14 protein-coding genes and 1 pseudogene are annotated in these 18902 nt (G+C 65.2%); 5 read left to right on the forward strand and 10 right to left on the reverse strand.

Annotation, left to right across the window (positions count from 1 at the left end):
- Positions 1–309: 309 nt before the first annotated feature.
- A complete protein-coding gene (locus TX80_RS12115; protein WP_049923397.1) occupies positions 310–921 on the forward strand; it encodes a TetR/AcrR family transcriptional regulator in 612 nt (203 codons plus the stop codon).
- 103 nt (positions 922–1024) lie between these two features.
- Here the strand turns inward: TX80_RS12115 and acnA are convergent, their stop codons facing one another.
- The 5 genes and pseudogenes from acnA to TX80_RS12140 form a co-directional block, all read right to left on the reverse strand.
- Positions 1025–3781, reverse strand: a complete 2757-nt coding sequence (gene acnA / locus TX80_RS12120) for an aconitate hydratase AcnA (protein ID WP_049923398.1) — start codon at positions 3779–3781, stop codon at positions 1025–1027.
- 174 nt (positions 3782–3955) lie between these two features.
- Positions 3956–4804 carry a fructosamine kinase family protein gene (locus tag TX80_RS12125; protein ID WP_049923399.1) on the reverse strand — a complete coding sequence of 283 codons (849 nt, stop codon included), beginning with the start codon at positions 4802–4804 and terminating at the stop codon, positions 3956–3958.
- Between the two features lie 6 nt (positions 4805–4810).
- Positions 4811–5341: a dihydrofolate reductase gene (locus tag TX80_RS12130; RefSeq protein ID WP_049923400.1), complete on the reverse strand. Its 531-nt coding sequence runs from the start codon at positions 5339–5341 to the stop codon at positions 4811–4813.
- Positions 5338–6354: a thymidylate synthase gene (thyA, locus tag TX80_RS12135; protein ID WP_049923401.1), complete on the reverse strand. Its 1017-nt coding sequence runs from the start codon at positions 6352–6354 to the stop codon at positions 5338–5340. Before thyA ends, TX80_RS12130 begins: the two co-directional genes overlap by 4 nt.
- An 84-nt stretch (positions 6355–6438) precedes the next feature.
- Positions 6439–6609, reverse strand: a pseudogene (locus tag TX80_RS12140) (type II toxin-antitoxin system VapC family toxin); the annotation flags it as partial.
- 52 nt (positions 6610–6661) lie between these two features.
- Here TX80_RS12140 and TX80_RS12145 point away from each other — a divergent pair.
- Both TX80_RS12145 and TX80_RS12150 read left to right on the forward strand, forming a co-directional pair.
- Positions 6662–8248 carry a ribonuclease H-like domain-containing protein gene (locus tag TX80_RS12145; protein ID WP_049923402.1) on the forward strand — a complete coding sequence of 529 codons (1587 nt, stop codon included), beginning with the start codon at positions 6662–6664 and terminating at the stop codon, positions 8246–8248.
- The gene (locus TX80_RS12150) at positions 8245–10974 is read left to right on the forward strand and encodes a DEAD/DEAH box helicase (RefSeq protein WP_049923403.1); all 2730 of its coding nucleotides are present in this window, start codon (positions 8245–8247) and stop codon (positions 10972–10974) included. Before TX80_RS12145 ends, TX80_RS12150 begins: the two co-directional genes overlap by 4 nt.
- A 69-nt stretch (positions 10975–11043) precedes the next feature.
- Here the strand turns inward: TX80_RS12150 and TX80_RS12155 are convergent, their stop codons facing one another.
- Positions 11044–13077, reverse strand: a complete 2034-nt coding sequence (locus tag TX80_RS12155; protein WP_049923404.1) for a prolyl oligopeptidase family serine peptidase — start codon at positions 13075–13077, stop codon at positions 11044–11046.
- 129 nt (positions 13078–13206) lie between these two features.
- Here TX80_RS12155 and purD point away from each other — a divergent pair, with 129 nt between their 5' ends.
- Positions 13207–14544, forward strand: a complete 1338-nt coding sequence (gene purD, locus TX80_RS12160) for a phosphoribosylamine--glycine ligase (RefSeq protein WP_049923405.1) — start codon at positions 13207–13209, stop codon at positions 14542–14544.
- Positions 14545–14604: 60 nt separating this feature from the next.
- Here purD and TX80_RS12165 read toward each other — a convergent pair whose 3' ends face one another.
- The 4 genes from TX80_RS12165 to TX80_RS12175 all read right to left on the reverse strand — a co-directional run bounded on the left by TX80_RS12165 (position 14605) and on the right by TX80_RS12175 (position 17867).
- The gene (locus tag TX80_RS12165) at positions 14605–15897 is read right to left on the reverse strand and encodes an MgtC/SapB family protein (protein ID WP_049923406.1); all 1293 of its coding nucleotides are present in this window, start codon (positions 15895–15897) and stop codon (positions 14605–14607) included.
- A 161-nt stretch (positions 15898–16058) separates the two neighbouring features.
- Positions 16059–16334, reverse strand: coding sequence for a PadR family transcriptional regulator (locus TX80_RS12170; RefSeq protein ID WP_049923407.1), 276 nt, complete (start codon positions 16332–16334; stop codon positions 16059–16061).
- A gap of 457 nt (positions 16335–16791) precedes the next feature.
- Positions 16792–16938 carry a hypothetical protein gene (locus tag TX80_RS19460; RefSeq protein WP_195893073.1) on the reverse strand — a complete coding sequence of 49 codons (147 nt, stop codon included), beginning with the start codon at positions 16936–16938 and terminating at the stop codon, positions 16792–16794.
- A gap of 284 nt (positions 16939–17222) precedes the next feature.
- Positions 17223–17867 carry a carboxypeptidase-like regulatory domain-containing protein gene (locus TX80_RS12175; protein WP_049923408.1) on the reverse strand — a complete coding sequence of 215 codons (645 nt, stop codon included), beginning with the start codon at positions 17865–17867 and terminating at the stop codon, positions 17223–17225.
- 232 nt (positions 17868–18099) lie between these two features.
- On the opposite strand from TX80_RS12175, the gene TX80_RS12180 reads away from it, so the two are divergent.
- Positions 18100–18816, forward strand: coding sequence for a DUF7117 family protein (locus TX80_RS12180; RefSeq protein WP_049923409.1), 717 nt, complete (start codon positions 18100–18102; stop codon positions 18814–18816).
- The last annotated feature ends 86 nt before the right edge of the window (positions 18817–18902 follow it).

Consider the following 18902-nt stretch of genomic DNA (forward strand, 5'->3'; position numbering starts at 1 on the left):
CGTGCTCGAACGTCTTCCAGCCGACAGTGAATCGTGGGGACCGTCCCCGCTTTCACCGGCACGTTTCCTCGAGCCAACCGATAGATCGATGCTTCTCGGGTGTCGTGGCGCGGCTCGACGCGAGGAGACGGTCCCGGTTTCGCGCCCGTTCGAAACTGTAATCGGGCGTCCGGTATTCAATCGGGACGATGACCAGCGGACCACGAACGGGATGGGCCGCCCGTGTTATCGCCGGGCTCCCTTCAGTGTCACCGTGACGGCGGAAGCGAAATACAAACACCATCGACCCACGACGATACCACCAACGAAATGAAAGGATTCAGTAACGACGACCGCGAGCGTATCAGAGAAGAGTTGATCGAAGAGGGCCAAGAACTGTTCGCACGGTTTGGCCTGGAACGAACACGGATCAAAGACATCACCGAAGCAGTCGAGATCGGAACCAGCACGTTTTACCAATTCTTTGACTCGAAAGAGGAGTTGTACGCTGCAGTGTTGCTTCGAGAACGTGATCGATTGGATGAAAAAATAATCGAAGCGATCGAACCCACCGACTCCCCTCGCGAACAGGCGCGAGTAACTCTCGAAACCACGTTCGAGGAGATCGAGTCGAATCCGCTTATCTATCGACTCATCGTGGAAGGCGAACTTCACTCCGTGCAACAACATCTATCGGCGGAAGAACAGCAAGCACTCGTGAAAAACATCGAAACCACAAAGGGCAGCTATGTCGAGGAGTGGACTGCCCATCCGGAGTTCAGGTACGACGATCCGGAAATCGTCCATGCACTGCTAAAAACGCTCGTGTTCGTCAGTCGGAGCAAAAACGTCCTCTGGACGAACGACGCACGACCACAGTACGAGGAGATCCGTGATTCTCTCATCGACATCGTCGTCGACGGACTCTTCGTCTCCGAGTGACTCCCGATCGATCTCCCCGAATCGAGGAGAGTCCGGAACCAGTGAAGGCAGCGATTATACGCGGAGCAGGCGCAATACAACGGCTTTCTGGCCGTGGAGGATGTCACTCCGTGAGCAGTCGTCGCAACACGAGATGTAAGACGCCGCCGTGTTCGACGTACTCGACGGCTGCGGGGGTATCGACCTGCGCAGTCACTGGGAACTCGACGGTCTCGCCGCCTTCCGTCTCGGCGGTAACGGTCAGTTCGGCGTTCGGTTCGAGGCCGTCCTCGAGCCCTTCGATGGTGAAGTACTCGGAGCCGTCGAGTCCCAGTTCCTCCCAGCCGTCGCCGTCGGCGAACTGCAGCGGGAGCACGCCCATCCCGATCAGGTTGTCGCGGTAGATCCGCTCGTAGCTCTCGGCGATGGTCGCGCGGATCCCGAGCAGGTCGGTCCCCTTGGCGGCCCAATCGCGGCTCGAGCCGGTGCCGAACTCCTCGCCGGCCATCACGACCAGCGGGGTGTCGTCCTCGCGGTAGCGCTCGCTGGCCTCGAAGACGGTCGTTTCCTCGTCGGTCGGATGATGGATGGTGTACCCACCTTCCTTGCCGTCCAGCATCCGGTTCTCGATGCGGACGTTGGCGAAGGTGCCCCGCATCATGACCTCGTGGTTGCCCCGTCTCGAGCCGTAGGTGTTGAACTCGTGGGGTTCGACGCCGCGTTCTTTGAGCCACTGACCCGCGGGCAGGTCCGCGCCGAACTGGCCGGCGGGGCTGATGTGGTCGGTCGTCACCGTATCGCCCAGTGTCATGAGACAGCGGGCGTCCTCGACGTTCTCGACGCCGGGTTTCTCGAGCGGGAAGTCCGTGAAAAAGGGCGGCTCGCGGATGTACGTCGACTCGTCGTCCCACTCGTAGACCTCACCCGTCGGCGCGTCCAGCGCCGCCCAGCGCTCGTCGCCCTCGTAGACGCTCGCGTACTTCTCCTCGAACAGGTCCGGCGAAACGCTGTCGTGGATCGCCGCGTGGATCTCGTCGGCGTCGGGCCAGAGGTCCTCGAGGAAGACCGCTTCGCCCTCGTCGTTCGTGCCGATCGGTTCGGTCTCGAGGTCGACGTCCATCCGCCCGGCGAGGCCGTAGGCGACGACCAGCGGCGGGCTGGAGAGGTAGTTGGCCGCGATCTTGGGGTGGATGCGGGCCTCGAAGTTGCGGTTGCCCGAGAGGACGCTGGTCGTCCAGAGGTCGTACTCGTCGATGGCGTCCTCGATCGGTCCCGGAAGCGGCCCGGAGTTGCCGATACAGGTCGTACAGCCGTAGCCGACGACGTGGTAACCGAGTTCTTCGAGATACGGCAGCAGGTCGGCCTCCTTCAGGTACTCCGTGACGACGCGGCTGCCGGGTGCGAGCGAGGTCTTGACGTATTCGGGCACTTCGAGCCCTTCCTCGACCGCGTTTTTCGCGAGCAATCCGGCCGCGAGCATCACCGACGGGTTCGAGGTGTTCGTACAGGAGGTGATCGCGCTGACGAGGACGTCGCCGTGACCGATCTCGATCTCCGTGCCGTCCTCGAGTTCGACGGGGACCGTCCCGTCGAGATCGAGCCCCCGATCGGCGACGACTGCGCCGTCGCCGGCATCGACCTCTCCCGTCGCGGACCCGTCGGCGTCGACGACGCCCTGTTCTTCGAGCAGCGTCGGGAAGTGGTCGTCCAGATCGCCCATCGGGATCCGGGAGTGGGGCTTCTTGTGGCCCGCGAGGCTGGGCTCGACGTCGCCGAGATCGAACTCCACGACCTCCGTATACTCCGGTTCCTGCTCGCCGAACAGCCCCTGCGCCTCGAGGTACTCGCGAACGAGGTCGACGTGGTCGGGATCGCGGCCCGTCAGCTCGAGGTAGTCGAGCGTCTTCTCGTCGACGGGGAACATGCTGATGGTCGACCCCTGTTCGGGGGCCATGTTCGAGATGGTCGCCCGGTCGGCCACCGAAAGCTGGGAGACGCCGGGACCGAAGAACTCGACGAACTTGTCGACGACGCCGACCTCGCGCAGCCGCTCGGTGATGTGGAGCACGAGATCCGTCGCGGTCGCCCCGTCCGGGAGTTCGCCCGTCAGGCGGACGCCGACGACCTCGGGGAGGCTCATGGTGATCGGTTGGCCGAGCAGGGCGGCCTCCGCTTCGATGCCGCCGACGCCCCAGCCGACGACGCCGATGCCGCCGATCATCGGGGTGTGGCTGTCGGTGCCGACGAGCGTGTCGGGGAGCAGCCACTGGTGGCCGTCGTCGCCGTCCGCTCGAGCGTGGACGACGCGTCCGAGGTGTTCCAGATTGACTTGGTGGACGATCCCCGTTCCCGGCGGCACGACGTTGAACTCGTCGAACGCCTGCTGGGCCCACTTGATCGCGCGGTATCGCTCCTCGTTTCGTTCGTACTCGATCTCGACGTTCTTCTCGTAGGCGTCCTCGCTGCCGAAGTGGTCGACCTGCACGCTGTGGTCGATCACGAGGTCACAGGGCACTTCGGGCTCGACGACGGTCGGATCGACGCCCTTGCGGTCGGCCGCCGAGCGCAAGGCCGCGAGGTCGACGACCGCGGGGACGCCGGTCAGGTCCTGCAACACGACGCGCGAGGGCTGGAACGGCATCTCGGCGTCCGGAACGTCGGGCTGCCACGACGCCGCCGCTCGAACGTGATCCGCCGTGATGGCGTCCCCCTCCTGTGTCGCGTTTCGGAGCACCGATTCGAGCAGAATCCGGACGCTCACTGGGAGGCTCTCGAGCTCACAGAGTCCCTGCTCCTCGAGTACCGTGAGATCGGCTATCCTGTACGTCTCGCCGTCGTGTTCGAACTCCTGGATCGCCTCCGAGAACTCCGTCGATGACATGGGGTGGCCTAGGCACCCGCCACATTTGAAACTGCCGAGAACGGCCCGTAGAGGTGCTGTAAACCCGTCATATGTCGGGTAGCGGTGCAGGTTATATAGGCGGTGTCGGTCGCCTGCCGTTCGACCCATACCGCACCGACCCCGTTTCGACCGCCCCGACCACGGCGGCGATCCTCAGTAACCGAGGCGATCGAGCGTCGCCTCGAGTTCCTCGACGTACCGTCCACCGAACAGGTAGACGTGGACGAGAAGCGGATAGAGCCGGTAGACGTACCGCCGCCGATCGAAGAACTCCGGATCGATTTCCCGATGGCTCCGATAGCGCTCGAAGAACGGGTCCCCGAAGGTGTCCGTCCAGTCGACGTACGCCAACTCGATTTCGGGATGGGCGTAGTACGTCGCCGGATCGAGAAACGCCGTCACCCTCCCCGCACGCGAGAGCACGTTCGTGGTCCAGACATCCCCGTGGATCAGCGCCGGGGCGTCGGGTTCGTCCAGCAGCGTCCCGAGGTCGGCCCGGAGTTCGGCGACGCGTTCCGCCAGCGTCTCCGGAAGCGACCCGGCCTCGACCGCCAGCTCCGTGACGTACTCGAGGCGGTGGTCGCGGTAGAACGCGATCCAGGAGTCGGTCCAGGGGTTCGGCTGACGAATCGGGCCGGTCAGCGTGTCGCGGTCGAATCCGAACGCGTCCGCAGTGGTTCCGTGCAGCGATGCGAGCCGATCCGCCGCGTCCCGAGCGACGGCGGGATCGTGGTCGGTCGTCCCGTCGGCGGCCTCGAGAATCAGGAGGTCGGACTCGGCGTGATACACGTCCGGGACGGGCAACTCGCTTCTCGCGGCGAGCGTCCGAAGCATGAACGCCTCGACCTCGAGGGGTGTCTCGCCGACCTTCGCGACGACCGTCCGGCCGTCGGCACACTCGATGCGGTATACCGATCCGATCTGCCCGCCCTCGAGTTCGGTGACCGCCGTCGGTTCGACGCCGAGTGCGCGTTCGACCTCGGTTGCGATCGTCCCAGTCATCGATCGCTACTCCGGGCGGACGTACTCGACGAACGCGAACCCGTCGCGGTCGTCGCGTTCGCGTTCCGCCCATTCCTCGCGATCCCACTCGAAGTACGTGTCCCCGTCGGGATCGTCGTGCACTTCGGTGACGAGCAGCCGATCGAGCGCGGGCAGGAACGCCTCGTAGACGGTCGCGCCGCCGGCGACGAAGATCCGGTCGGCGTCGTCGTGGCGTTCGCGCGCAGCCGTCGTTGCCGCCTCGAGCGCCTCCTCGAGACCCGCCGCCGTGACGGCGTTCTCGGGCGTCTCGAGATCCCGGCTCGTCAGCACGATCGTCGTCCGTCCGGGGAGCGGTTCCCCGAGCGATTCGAGAATCCCCTCGTAGGTGACCCGGCCCATGATAATCGGGTGGTCCATCGTCGCCTCCTTGAAGTGCTGGAGGTCCTCGGGGATGTGCCAGGGCATCTCGCCGTGTCTGCCGATGACCCCGTTCTCGGCGACGGCGACGATCCCGACGAGTTTCCGGTCGGGCTCCGAACGCGTCTCGGCAGTCATTCGGCCACCGCGAACTCGATCCCCTCGTGGGACTCGTAGCCCCGCAGTTCGACGTCCTCGTAACTGAGGTCGTCGATCGACGCGTCCGCGATCTCGAGCGTCGGTCGCTCGAGAGGCTCTCGCGCCAGTTGCTCGAGCAGGCCGGGCACGTGATCGAGCCGTTCGTCGCCCTCGGCTTCGGCGGGGGCCTCGGACTCGAGCCACTCGCGAACCGCGCGGTACTCCTCGCGATCGTCGACCGCGGCCACGCGGGACTGCAGTTCGGCGAGGTTGTCGGCGTACCACGCCCCGCGGTCGCCGCGGCCACAGTAGACGTGGGCGTCGACGACGGTGTGTGCGAACGTGCCGGGTTCGAAGCCGGTCTGGCGGGCAACGACTTTCGTCAGGAGCGCGTACGCGGCGATGTTGAAGGGGATACCGAGCGCGATGTCGCCCGAACGCTGGGTGAGATGGCAGTTCAGCCGATCGCCCTGCACGTTGAAGACGAACGAGTAGTGACAGGGCGGCAGCGTCGAGACGGCCGCGTTGGCCGGGTGCCACGCGTTGACGACGAGCCGGCGCGAGTTGGGACGCTCCGAGAGCGTGTCGATCACGTACTGGAGCTGGTCGAACGTCCGCCGGCCGTCGTCCTCGACGGTGACCCACCGGTGGGCGTCGTCGGGCCAGGACTCGCCCTCGAGTTGCGCCTCGTCCTCCGGAATCGGGTAGCGCCGCCAGAAGCGACCGTAGGCGGTGTCGAGGCGGCCCTCATCGTCGGCCCACGCGTCCCAGATCTTGGTCTCCTCGCGGAGGCTCCGGATGTGCTCCTCGCCCGAGAGATACCAGCAGACCTCGTGGAGCATCGAGTTCCACCGGTAGCCGTCCATCTTCTTGGTCGTGAGCAGCGGATATCCCTCCCGAAGGTCGACCTCGTAGTGCTCGCTGAACGACGAAATCGTGTCGACGCCGGTCCGGTTGGGCTTGTACGTCCCCTCCGACAGCGCCGCGTCGACTAGCTCGAGGTACTGTTGCATTGTCGCCCCGTTTCGCGTACTCTCCCTTTAGCGTTGAGTTCTGCGGCCAGCGGCGAGCGACGTATTCTCGACAACCGATTCGTCTCAGTACGATTCGACGTCGAGTCCGTCGATACGTCGGAAGTGTTCGACGTTCCTCGTGAGCACCGGTTCCTCGTGAACGAGCGCCGTCGCAGCGATGATCGTCTCGCCCGTCCCGATCGCTCGTCCCGCCGAAGCGAGTCGCCCGTCGATCCGTCCGGCTTTTTTCATTACTTCCACCGTGCCGTCCAAACCCTCTTTGTCCCCCCGCGTCTCACGACGAGCAATGACCGCTCGAGACGGTCCGTCCCTCCTTGCCCTCCCGCCGTCCGCGATCCGCGACCGGCCAGTCGCGACGCTCGAGGACGTCGACGAAACGCTCGAGCCGGATGCGGTCTGGGTGCTCGGTCCCTCGCGCGAGCCCCGGGCCTTCGCGAGGGCGCGCAACGCGTTCGACGCGCCGGCGTTTCACCCGCCGGTCGAGACCGGCTCCAGCGACGGTCCGCTCCGGCGACGAGCGATCGGCGACTACGAGGTTGCGATCTCGAGCGCGCGGACAATCCGGGCAGCACCGGGTGTGGTCTCGAGCGCGCTCGGCGGTTCCGCCGCCGACGTCGTCGCGTTCGTCTGCGACGACGTCGCGACGACCACGCGGCCGACGGCCCTCGAGACGACTCTCGAGGGAGCCGACGCACTCGCCGCGGCGCTGCCGACCGGTCGCGTCACGACCGTCCTGACAGGCGGCGAGCCGGCCGGCTACGACGAACTGTGGCACCTCGAGACCGATACCGGCGCGGTTCGACGCGTCGATCACGAGCCGGCGATCTCCTGCGAGCCGGCCGGCGACGACTGCGTCTCGGTCCGCGTGCAGGGAACCGGTCCCGTCGAGGGCTACGGGAGCGAGCAGTCGATCGCACTCCTCGTGATCGACGACGACGGGATCGGCGCGGAGACGTACGACGTGACCGACTTCGGTCTCGAAGCGGTTTCGGGTATCGGCCCGAAGACGACACGGCGACTCGCCGAACGCGGCGTGACGACCCGCGAGGAACTGCTCGAGACGCCGGTCGGGACGCTCGCCGACCTGCCGAACGTGGGCCGCGCTCGCGCCCGCGAGATGCACCGGCACGCGAGGGTGCTCGAGACCGGCGACCCGCGGCGACTCACCGACGAGTCGCTGCCCGGCGGGGACTGGTCGACGCCCCCGCTGTGTCTCGACGTCGAGACCGACGGACTCTCGCCGACGATCATCTGGCAGATCGGCGTCTACGATCCCGCGACCGACGAGTACCGCGCGTTCGTCGAGCGCGACGATCCCGACGACCCGGCGTCGGTGCTCGAAGCGTTCTGTGACTGGTTGCTCGGCATCCACCCGGACAGGGCCTTGCTGACGTGGAACGGCTGGCGGTTCGACTACCGGCATCTGGGAGCGTTCATCGCCAAGCACGTCCCCTACTACGTCGGCGAGTGGGAGTCGATCCCCAAGTTCGACCTCTACCTGTGGGCCGTCCGGGACGGGAACGCCGTTCTGCCCGGACGGACGAACGAACTCGACTCGGTCGCCGAGGCGCTCGGCTACGAGGACGCAGCAACGGGGCTGGACGGGGCGCGGACCGCGGCGGCCTACCAGCGGTTCATGCGGACGGGCGAGCAACTCGAGTGGGGCCGCCACGAGGCCTATTGCGAGGACGACTGCCGGGCGCTGTGGCACGTTTACGAGCGGTTGCGGGACGCACCGCGGGCCGAGGGCGGGGACGAACCGACGGGCGACTCGAGTCACACAGCCGCGACCGCGTCGGGTTCGAACGGCCGGGACGCGAGCGATGCGAGCACGACCGACGGCGAACAGACCGGACTGGGTGATTTCCGATGAGCGAGGAAAACGCGGACGACAGCGCAGCGATTCCGATTACCGGCGACGAACTGACCGAGACGGTTCCCGGTTACCGCGCGGCCGACGACGTCTCCGTCCTCGAGTTGCCGGGCCGCGACGCCTCGACGGTTCCCAACGAGGAGGTTCTCCGGCCGAAACTCGCGAAACCGCTCGAGAACGACCTGTACTCCCATCAAGCCGACGCCCTCGAGGCGCTCGCTCGAGACGAAAACGTCTGCGTCGCGACGAGCACGTCGTCGGGGAAGACGCGGATCTACGCGCTCCAGATCGCACGGAACTACCTCGAGGCACAGGCTCGCGGCGAGGACGCCACCGCGTACGTCCTCTACCCGACGAAAGCACTCTCGCGCGATCAGGAACGGGAGCTGAACGATCTGTTCGACAGACTGGGCCTCGAGATCACGGTCCGGGTCTACGACGGCGATACCGAACGCGGAACGAACCGCAGACGGATCCGCGAGGAGGCCGACGTCATCATCTCGAACTTCGCGGGCGTGAACACCTACCTGCACGACCACGACCGCTGGGCGCGCTTTCTCTCGGCCTGTGAACTGGTCGTGATCGACGAGTCCCACACCTACACTGGCGTTCACGGAATGCACGTCGCCTGGATCGTCCGGCGGCTGAAACGGGTCCTCGAGTACTACGACGCCGCTCCGGGGTTCGTCCTGACGAGCGCGACGATCGGCAACCCCGGCGAACACTCGCAGGCGCTGATCGAGGAACCCGTGACCGTCGTCGACGATGACGGGTCGCCGGCGGGACCGCGGGATCTGGTGCTGTGGAACCCGCCGCCGCGGGCTCGAGAGGAGACGGCGAACGAACGCGATGACGGGAGCGAGACGGCCAGCGAGAGTGAGCGCGACGGAGGGGACGCGAACGTCGCGGGCGACGACGCCGCGAACGAAACCGGCGACTCCATCGCCGAACGCGTCCCCGCCACCGTCGAGGCTCCACGGGTACTTTCGCACCTGACCTACCACGACGCCCAGACCCTGCTGTTTACGCCCTCGCGAAAGCTCGCCGAACTCTCTGTCAAGCGGGCGTCGAAACACCGCCACGACAACCGGCGCTACTACACGAATCCGGATCGCGGCAGCGCGATCGAGCCCTACCACGCGGGTCACTCCCGCAAGCAGCGTCACGGCACCGAACACCGGCTCAAGACGGGAGGTTTGGACGGGGTCGCCTCGACTAACGCCCTCGAGTTGGGGATCAACGTCGGCGAGATGGACGCGACGGTCCAACTGGGCTATCCCGGTCAACGCCAGTCGTTCTGGCAACAGCTCGGCCGCGCGGGTCGAGGCACGAAACGCGCGCTCTCGGTTCTCGTCGCCGAACACCGGACGCTGGACCAGTACGTCGTGAACAACCCCGGCTACCTCCTCGAGAACGACGTCGAGGACGCGGTCGTCGACGTGGACAACGACGCGGTCTTCGCCCAGCACCTGCGCTGTGCGGCCGACGAACTGGCGATCGACGGGACCGACGTGGGGACGCTCGCCGACCGCGAGCGCCTCGAGCGGGCCGTCGAGATGTGGCGTCGCGCGGGGCAGTTGCGAGGCTCGCTCGAGACGGGAGTCTCCTACGCGGGTCCACCGCGGCCCCAGCGGACGATTTCGCTGTACGCGACGACTGGCGAGGAGTACGAGATCGAACTCGCCCCCGGCGTCGACGAACGGTACGACCCCGAAATGGAACCGGTCGCGAAAGAGCGCGTCCTGCGGGACTTCCACGAGGGCGCGGTCCGGTTGCATCAGGGCCAGCAGTACAAGGTCGTCGGCGTCGATCACGGTTCACCGCGACCTTCGGTCACGCTTCGGCCGACCGACGTCGACTACTACACGCGGACCCGGACGGACGTGACGGTGCTGGACGCCGTTTCCGAGGAGTCCCGCGGGATCGGCGACTTTACCTTGCACTTCGGTCGCGGCCGCGTGCTGGTCTACCACGGCACCTACGACAAGGTCGCCGTCCACGGCGGCAAGAAGAAGGAGCAGGCCATCCCGACCGACAACCCGCCGCTGTCGATGGAGACGCAACTCTGCTGGCTCGAGGTGCCCCAGGACGTCGAGGACGCGCTCGTCGAGAAGTATCGGAACTTCACCGTGCCCGAGATGGACGGCGAACTGGCCCAGACGGCCCACCTCGGGTACGCCGGCGGCCTCCACGCCGCCGAGCACGCCACCATCGGCGTCGCGCCGCTCGAGTTGATGGTCGACAAGCGCGATCTGGGCGGGATCGCGACGCTTTCGATCGACTCGCATCTCGATCAGTCGTCGGACACAGCCACACGGCGCGGTCCCGCAGCGAGCGACGAAACCGCGCCGCAGAACATCGCCGCCGCCGAGGCCGCCGTCAGGGAGATCGCGAACGGTCTCGAGCACGAGCCCGCGAGCGGCTGGTTCATCTACGACGGCATCGACGGCGGGCTGGGATTCGCGCGGGCGATCTACGAGAACTTCGAGGCCGTCGCGCGACGGGCGCGGGAGTTGATCGCGGACTGCGACTGCGGGAACGTCGACGGCTGTCCCGCCTGCGTGATGGACGACCAGTGTGGCAACGACAACCAGCCGCTCCACCGGGACGCGGCCGTGGACGTGCTGAATCAACTGCTCGGGGACGCCGGGGACGGGGCGCTCGAGGCGTCCCACCCCGACGAGGAGTACGGCGGGGATCGACGGCCGCCGCTGTTTTACGCCTGATCGAGTCACCTTCCGGTTTCCCGACGGGATCGCCGGCCGATCTCGGCCTAGCGTCGTGACGGTCCGTAACTACGGTTCGACGTACTCGAGGTCGAGCTGGTCGAAGAGGAACGACCAGACGTCGAGTTGCTCCTCGACGATCATCCACGTGGGTTTACCCGTGCCGTGGCCGGTGTCGCGGTTCGTCTTGCAGTAGAACGGACCGCCCTCGGCGACCGACTGCATGCGAGCGGCCATCTTCCAGGCGTGGACCGGATGGACGCGGGTATCGCCCTCGGCGGTTTTGAAGAGGACGGGCGGATACTCGCGGTCTTCTACGTTGTGATACGGCGAGTATTCCTTGAGCCACTCGTAGGCCTCCGGATCGTCGGGGTCGCCGTACTCGGTCGTCCAGGATTCCCCGAGCAGGAAGGTGTGGAACTGGAGCATATCGAGCAGCGGGACGTGACAACAGACCGCCCCAAGCAGGTCCGGACGCTGGGTCAGTACCGCACCGACGGTCAACCCGCCGTTCGATCCACCCTGAATCGCCAGCCGGTCGCTCGAGGTGTACCCCTCGTCGATCAGGTACTCCGCGGCGGCGATCATGTCGTCGAACGTACGCTGTTTGTTCCCGTGGCGGGCCGCCTCGTGCCATTCCTTGCCGAACTCGCCGCCGCCACGGAGGTTCGCCTGAGCGTAGACGCCGCCGGAACGGAGGAACTCGCCGCCAAACTTCTGGAAGATCGGCGTCAGACTGTTCTCGAAACCGCCGTAGCCGTGCAGCAGCGTCGGGTTGTCGCCGTCGAGATCGATATCGGCCCGACGGACGACGAACATAGGAACCTCGGTCCCGTCGGCCGACTCGTACCGGACCTGTTCGACGCTTATGTCGAACTCCAGCTCGACGGCCGGTCGATCCAGGGGCTCGGTCTCGTCCGTTTCGAGGTCATAGCGGACCACCGCGGGCGGATGGTCGAACGACTGATAGCTGAAAAACGCCTCGGCAGCGTCGCGGTTGCCGCGCAGTCCGGTGACGGTGCCCATGCCCGGCAGGTCGACCGACTGGCAGTGGTCGCCATCGAGATCGAAGACCTCGAGTTCGGAGACGGCTTCGCGCTCGTACTGGACCAGCAGTCGGTCGTCGGCGATCGTTGCCCCCGTGACGATCCCGTCGCGTTCGGGGACCACCTCGGGCAGTTCGTCGGGGTCGATCTCGCCGACGTCACCGGACAGGTCGAGCTCGAGGAACCGGTAGTAGGGGGCGTCCCTGTTCGTCCGAATGAACGCCGTATCGCCGTGAATCAGTGGACTGTACAGGTGTTCGGCGTCGGTGATGACCGGCGTCAGATCCGTCTCGCCGACCGCGGCGTACAGGAGGTCGCTTCGCTCCCAGCCGACCACGAGCGAGACGAGCAGGTGGGTTCCGTCCCGGTCCGTCGAGAGCACCGGCCACATCGACGGCTCCTCGATCTCGTAGACCAGTTCGTCCGCCGACGGACCGTCGCCGTGTTCGTGGTAGTGGATCGTTTTCTCGAGTTGCGCCGTGCCGTCCTCGCCGGTTCGGCCGTAGTAGAACCCGTCCGGCGTCCACGCGAACATGCCCGGCGTGATCCGGCCGAGATCGGTCAGCTCTTCGAGTTCCTCACCGGAGGGGACCTCCATGACCGTCACGTCGTACAGTTCGGTCCCGCCGTCGTCGACGCCGTAGGCGAGGCGGTCGCCGTCCGGCGAGACGGTCCACCATCCCATCGACGCCGTCGCGTCCTCGCTGAACTCGTTGGGATCGACAAGCGCGTCGCGGTCGTCCTCGAGCGTCTCCCGGAAGTAGAGGACGGGCTGGTCGTCGTCGGCGGTTTCGACCTCCTGAAAGTAACCCGTCGGTGCGGCCGTGATCGTGCCGTAATCCGTCGTCCGTGCGAGCGACTCGAACCGGGGGCGCAACTGTTCGCGGACGCCGACCGACTCGAGGTAGTCGTCCGCGTACGCGTTCTGGCGGTCGACCCACTCGTCGACCGCTTCGCCGCCGTTTTCGAGCCAGCGGTACGAATCGTCGATCAGGTCGCCGTGTCGTTCGTAGCTCGTGTTCTCGCGTTTCGTCGCCGGAGGGCCGTTCGTCCCCATATGGCATTCGTTCGAATATGATGGCCTTGAAACGATCGGTCGCGGAACCGATCGAATATCCACGACCGTGGGTATGAACCGGGGACGAAAAGAGCAACGCTTACAGGTTCGTGCGTTCCGCTAGCGACCATGACGGAGAACGTGCTCCTGATCGGCGGCGGCGGCCGCGAACACGCCATCGCCCGTGCGCTCGAGGACGGCGAAGCGCGACACGCCTCGAGCAGTGGGACGGGGTCCGACGACAGCGGCGTCGACCTCTACGCCTGCGCGGGCAACCGCAACCCTGGAATCGCCCGAATCGCGACCGAATTCGAGACGCTCGAGACGACGAACCCGGAAGCGGTCGTCGACTACGCCGAGTCGGTCGACGCGACGATCGCCGTCATCGGTCCCGAGGCACCGCTCGAGGCCGGTCTCGCGGACGAACTCGAGGATGCGGGGATCTACGCCTTCGGCCCGAAAGCATCCGACGCCCGTATCGAGACGGACAAGGCGTTCCAGCGGCGGTTCATGCGGGAGAACGACATCCCCGGCTGCCCGGAGTTCGAGACCTTCGACGACATGGACGCGGCCTGTGAGTTCATCGACGAGTACGACGGTGATCTGGCGATCAAGCCCGCCGGCCTCACCGGCGGCAAGGGCGTGAAGGTCATCGGGGATCAGGTCACCGTCGAGGAGGGCAAAGCATACGTTCGGGAGTCCGAGTACGACCGGCTCGTCCTCGAGGAACGACTCGTCGGCGAGGAGTTTACGATCCAGGCGTTCGTCGCCAACGGCGAGTTTCGGACCGCACCCGCGGTCCAAGACCACAAACGCGCCTACGAGGGCGACGAAGGACCGAACACCGGCGGTATGGGCAGTTACTCCGACGCAACGGCCCATCTGCCGTTTATGACCGAGGATGACTACGCGGAGGCCGTTTCGATCATCGAGGCGACCGTCGACGCCCTCGAGGACTATCGCGGGGTCCTCTACGGACAGTTCATGCTCACCGCCGAAGGACCCAAGGTCGTCGAGTTCAACGCCCGCTTTGGCGATCCCGAGGCGATGAACACGCTGCCGGTCCTCGAGACGGACTTCCTCGACGTCCTGACGGCCGCTCGGGACGGCGACCCGATACCGGAACTCGACTTCGCCGAACAGGCGACCGTCTGCAAGTACGCCGTCCCGGAGGGCTACCCGACCGATCCAGAGGCCGGGGCGAAGGTCCAGGTCGACGAGGAAAGCGCCGGTGACGCCCGGCTCTATTACGCCAGCGTCGACGAACGCGACGACGGGATCTATACGACGACCTCGCGTTCGTTCGCGGTCGTCGGGATCGCCGATTCCATCGCCGAAGCCGAGAGCATCGCCGAGGACGCCCTCGAAGTCGCGGGCGAGGAGGGGCTGCACGTGCGCCACGACATCGGTACATCCGATCTCGTCCAACAGCGGATCGATCACGTTCGCGACCTTCGCAGCGACTGAGCGGTCGCCGCCGGCTTGAGACTGCAGCAACGCGGCGGTACCGACGTCTCGAAACCGACTTCAGATGACGATCAGCACGGACGCCGCCGCACCGCCGAGCAGCAACACCGCACTATAGGCGGCGACCTGATTGCGGAACTCGTGATCCGTCGCTGTCGCCGCCAGCATCGCCTTGACCACGATACTCGAGACGGTCGCGAGCAGAATGGCGATCGTCGCCTCGGCCGGCCCGAGCTGGCCGCCGCGATAGAGGACGACCGCGGAGGTCGTCGCACCGGCGCTCGAGACGAAGCCGCTGGCGACGGCGGTCGCGTAAAAGCCGAGCGTTCCGAACCACGTCTCGGCGAGGGACCCGAACACGAGGACGACCAGAAAGACCGCGCCGAACGCGAGCGCGTTCTTCAGCGAGAACGGGCTCTCGAGTTCCATCGGTCCCGATTCGCGCCAGTCTGCGGTGAAGCCGGCGACGACGAACGCGATCAGGATGACCGCGCCGAGCGGAACGATGGCCTCGACGAGGATCGCCGTTCCGCCGCCGATCGTGAAGCCGAGCGCGATCGCGAGGTTGCGCGCTGCCATCGCCGCGTTCGCGAGCAAGATCGCCGCGACCGCGTAGGAAGCCGCCTCCGGGCGCTGGCGGACGTGATCGAGCATCGTCCCGACGACGGCCGTCGACGATGCGAGTCCCCCGAAAAACCCCGTGACGGCGATCCCACGCCCGCCGTACGTCGATACGATCGCGTAGTTGACGATCCCGATCCCCGCGACGGCGACGACCATCAGCCAGATCACCTGTGGCTCGAGCGGAATGGTGATGCCGGCGATCTCTGGTTCGTATTTCGACGGCAACAGCGGGTAGATGACGAACGCGAGGATGGCAAACTCCGTCGTCGAGCGCATCTCTTCGCGGGAAAGTCCCCACGCGAACTCGTGGAGCTCTCGTTTCAACACGAGAAGCAGCGACGACAGCACGGCGACGGTCACGCCTTCGATGATGAAACCGGCCGCCACGAGCGCGCCGACGCCGTAGGTGACGAGCATCGACACCGATGTCGTCAGGGAAAGACCGGCGTCCTCGTCGCTGAGTAACCCCTGAACGGCGAGGAGAACCCCCTGAACGATCACGAGCAGTCCGCCGAGTAACAACAGGCTCTCGCCCACGTCGGATTCGATGACGAGAATCGTAAATACGGCAGCGAGCAGACTGATCAGCGAAAAGGTCCGAATGCCGGCCGACTTCTGGGACCACTCCCGTTCGAGCCCCAGAAACATCCCGAGCGCACCCGCAAGAGCGATCCGCACGACTGTGTCATCGAGCGGCGCGTCGGCGAACTGCAGCGGAACCTCGTTCACTCTGTGTGCTTCTCCGTGGCGACACATAAACAACGTGCTGGCCGTACTGTACGGGCAACGATACGGCAAGCCGTTCCCAGAACGGTAAAGCGGGGTTCGGACCCGATTCCATCTCGTTGCCGGCTCGGGCGGCTCACGAGAGGTCGATCCCGAAGTAGGGACTATAGATCGACGTACTGCGATTCCCAGTCCCGGCGGGCCTCGAGTTCCCGACGGCCGCGCCGGGTAAGGGTATAGAAGTTCGTCCGTCGGTCGCGGCGCCCTTTCTCGATGAGTCCTTTGTCGACGAGGGTATCGAGGTTCGGATAGAGGCGGCCGTGATGGATCTCCTTTTCGTAGTACGCTTCCAGTTCCTCCTTGATCGCCAGTCCGTGGGGCTCCTCCTCACCAGCGATAACATACAGCAGGTCACGCTGGAATCCTGTCAGGTCGTACATTGGGAAAGTACCACTCGTACTTACTGTCGAATTTTAATAAGGCTATCGGGTCGTTTCGATCTAAACTGGGTTATTACCGGCGAACGGGAGTTGTTTAGACCTGTTTCGAATGATAACTCCGATGACTGATTCGAGAGTGGAATACACATAATGGCCGACTCATGTTTACAGTCAGTTAAATTACTGTAGGGACGATTATACCAGTGGCGAGCGTCGCCGCTGACGATCTGGCATCGAACTCGAAGCTATCGCTCAGAAGTGTTGAAACAGGAAAGCAAATCGCGTGACGAGAAAAACGTCACGCGATCGCTTGCCGCCCTGAATTGGTCCCCGCTGACGCTTCGGCCCTCCAAGCGAAGCGTCACCTGAAAGATTCCGCTGGGTGCACTTAAAGGTAACGACACAGGCCGGATTCGTGATACGTTCGCTGCAGGGAGTCGGTCCTCGTCGAAGCCGGTCAGATGTGCTCCTCTTCGAGTACCCAGCCGATCGCCCGCTTGTAGTAGGTGAACATCTCTTCGACGCCGTCGTGGCGCATTTCGTCGCTCTCGAGTTGCTCTTTGAGGAACTCGTACTGCTCGCGGATTTCTTCTTCCTCGCGCATAGGCGTGACTACCGAGACGAGGGACAAAAAAGATCGTCGAGTTGCTAACGGGACGTTGGGACGGATACTCGAGGCTTCCGCCGGTCGGCTCATGCCGTTTCGATCGTAAGTCGATCTTTTCGGGCCAGTAATACCGTTCTCGAGCCACAGTCCGCCGTCCCGGACGCTCAGCGATCGCGAGACCTCATCCGACCCGATACGAGCGTGTGGGCGAAACGCGGCTGTCGCGCCCGGTACCGGCGACCGTTCCCCCAAAGGGAGTCGAGGGGCAAGCTGTCGAGCGATTAGTTGTCGGTCTCGTTGTCGGTCTCGTTGTCAGTCTCGTTGTCAGTCTCGTTGTCGGTCTCGTTGCCTTCCCCATCGCCCATTCCGTTTCCGCCGAGCGTCAGGGTGACTTCCTCGTCGGAGCCGGCGATCTCGACGTTATCTTCGGCCTCTTGGCCTTCGTGTTCGGCGGTCACGGTGTACTCGCCGTCCTCGAGATCCTCGAACTCGACCTCGCCGTTTTCGTCGGTTTCGTCCTCCTGTGTCGTCCCGCCGTCTTCGGCCATCCCCTCGTCTTCGGTCTCGTTGTCTTCGGTCTCGTTGTCTTCCGTCTCGTTGTCTTCCGTCTCGTTGCCCATCCCCTCGTCTTCCATGCCGGTCCCGTCCGCTTCCTCGAGCGTGACCGTCGCTCCCTCGACGGGTTCACCCGCATCGTCTTCGACGGTGACGGTCAGTGTGTACGTCTCGCCGTCGGCACCGGCCTCTTCGTCGGTCTCGTTGTCTTCGGTTTCGTTGTCTTCGGTTTCGTTGTCTTCGGTTGTGGGTTCTTCTTCTTCCTCCTCACCGTCGCCGGGACCACCGTCGGCACAGCCGGCCAGAACGAGTGCACTCGCTGTTCCCGCCGCAGCAACGAACGTTCGTCGGTTGAGTCGTGGGTGGGACATATCTCCAGAAAGGACGTTTCGGCTGGTTGCAGTGTGGCCTGCAACTGCCGTACGTTAATGACCCATTGAACGTCGCTCAGCGCCTCGAGACGGTCATCTCCGATGAACTATCGGAGTCCGGCTCCGAACGCGACCGTCGATTCCGGTAGCCGGCCCAGCGAACAGTCGGTATTCCGGCCCGGTTCGGGGCGTCTCCGTGCAAACTTTTTGTCTCCCGCGCGTACGACCGCGCATGAAGATCCGGGGCGAGCGCGAATGCACGGCGTGTGGGACCCGTTGGTCGTACTACGAAACCGGGAGCGTCGGCTGTCCGGCCTGCGGGAGTCTCCGCAGCGTCGGCATCGACGACCGAACGGAACACACCGATCTACAGGTCGCGTTCGATCTGACATCGGTGCGGAACGACATCGACGATGTCTCGACTGCCGACCTCGCCGACCGGGCACGGGACCGCTGCCGGGAGTACGTCCGCCGACGGGGGTTCGTCAACGCCGGCGAACTCCGCGACCTCGACGATACCTATCTCGCCGCCAGCGAACTCCTCCACGTCGCCGACATCGTTTCCCGCGACATCGCCCTCGAGGAGCGCGAAGAGCTGTACTTCCTCTCGCTGCTCGGCGACGCCGACACGGGTGAGCGCCCGCCGGTCGACGACGTTCCCGAAACGCTGCGGGCCGCCCGCGGACTCGCGTACGCAAACGCCGTGCGCGAGTACCGCCGCGACGTCCGGACCTGGACCGACGACCGCGACCTGACCGCGAACGAACGAAGCGCGATCGAGACGCTCGGCGAGCACGTCACACGGATCCGGATGCTCGATGGCGATGTCGACCCGCGGATCGCCGAGCGACTCGTCGAGACAACCCGGGATCTGGCGAACGGCTTGCGCGGCGACGAGCGTGCCTTCTCGAAGGCTCGGGAGCGACTGGGGCGAGACTGGGACGCGTAGTTTCGGAGTCGACCGGACCAGTGGGTTGTTTCCCCATAACATGATTTCCCGAAAGATACTTTTTCCCGCCACTTCCGTGTTAAATG

Source organism: Halopiger djelfimassiliensis (assembly GCF_000455365.1).
Lineage (GTDB): Archaea > Halobacteriota > Halobacteria > Halobacteriales > Natrialbaceae > Halopiger_B > Halopiger_B djelfimassiliensis.

Coding starts and splice junctions, on each gene's coding strand:
- thyA (WP_049923401.1), bottom strand. CDS start 6,354: ATGCAACAGTACCTCGAGCTAGTCGACGCGGCGCTGTCGGAGGGGACG.
- TX80_RS12125 (WP_049923399.1), bottom strand. CDS start 4,804: ATGACTGGGACGATCGCAACCGAGGTCGAACGCGCACTCGGCGTCGAA.
- purD (WP_049923405.1), top strand. CDS start 13,207: ATGACGGAGAACGTGCTCCTGATCGGCGGCGGCGGCCGCGAACACGCC.
- TX80_RS12180 (WP_049923409.1), top strand. CDS start 18,100: ATGAAGATCCGGGGCGAGCGCGAATGCACGGCGTGTGGGACCCGTTGG.
- TX80_RS12150 (WP_049923403.1), top strand. CDS start 8,245: ATGAGCGAGGAAAACGCGGACGACAGCGCAGCGATTCCGATTACCGGC.
- TX80_RS12170 (WP_049923407.1), bottom strand. CDS start 16,334: ATGTACGACCTGACAGGATTCCAGCGTGACCTGCTGTATGTTATCGCT.
- acnA (WP_049923398.1), bottom strand. CDS start 3,781: ATGTCATCGACGGAGTTCTCGGAGGCGATCCAGGAGTTCGAACACGAC.
- TX80_RS12130 (WP_049923400.1), bottom strand. CDS start 5,341: ATGACTGCCGAGACGCGTTCGGAGCCCGACCGGAAACTCGTCGGGATC.
- TX80_RS12155 (WP_049923404.1), bottom strand. CDS start 13,077: ATGGGGACGAACGGCCCTCCGGCGACGAAACGCGAGAACACGAGCTAC.
- TX80_RS12145 (WP_049923402.1), top strand. CDS start 6,662: ATGACCGCTCGAGACGGTCCGTCCCTCCTTGCCCTCCCGCCGTCCGCG.
- TX80_RS12175 (WP_049923408.1), bottom strand. CDS start 17,867: ATGTCCCACCCACGACTCAACCGACGAACGTTCGTTGCTGCGGCGGGA.
- TX80_RS12115 (WP_049923397.1), top strand. CDS start 310: ATGAAAGGATTCAGTAACGACGACCGCGAGCGTATCAGAGAAGAGTTG.
- TX80_RS19460 (WP_195893073.1), bottom strand. CDS start 16,938: ATGCGCGAGGAAGAAGAAATCCGCGAGCAGTACGAGTTCCTCAAAGAG.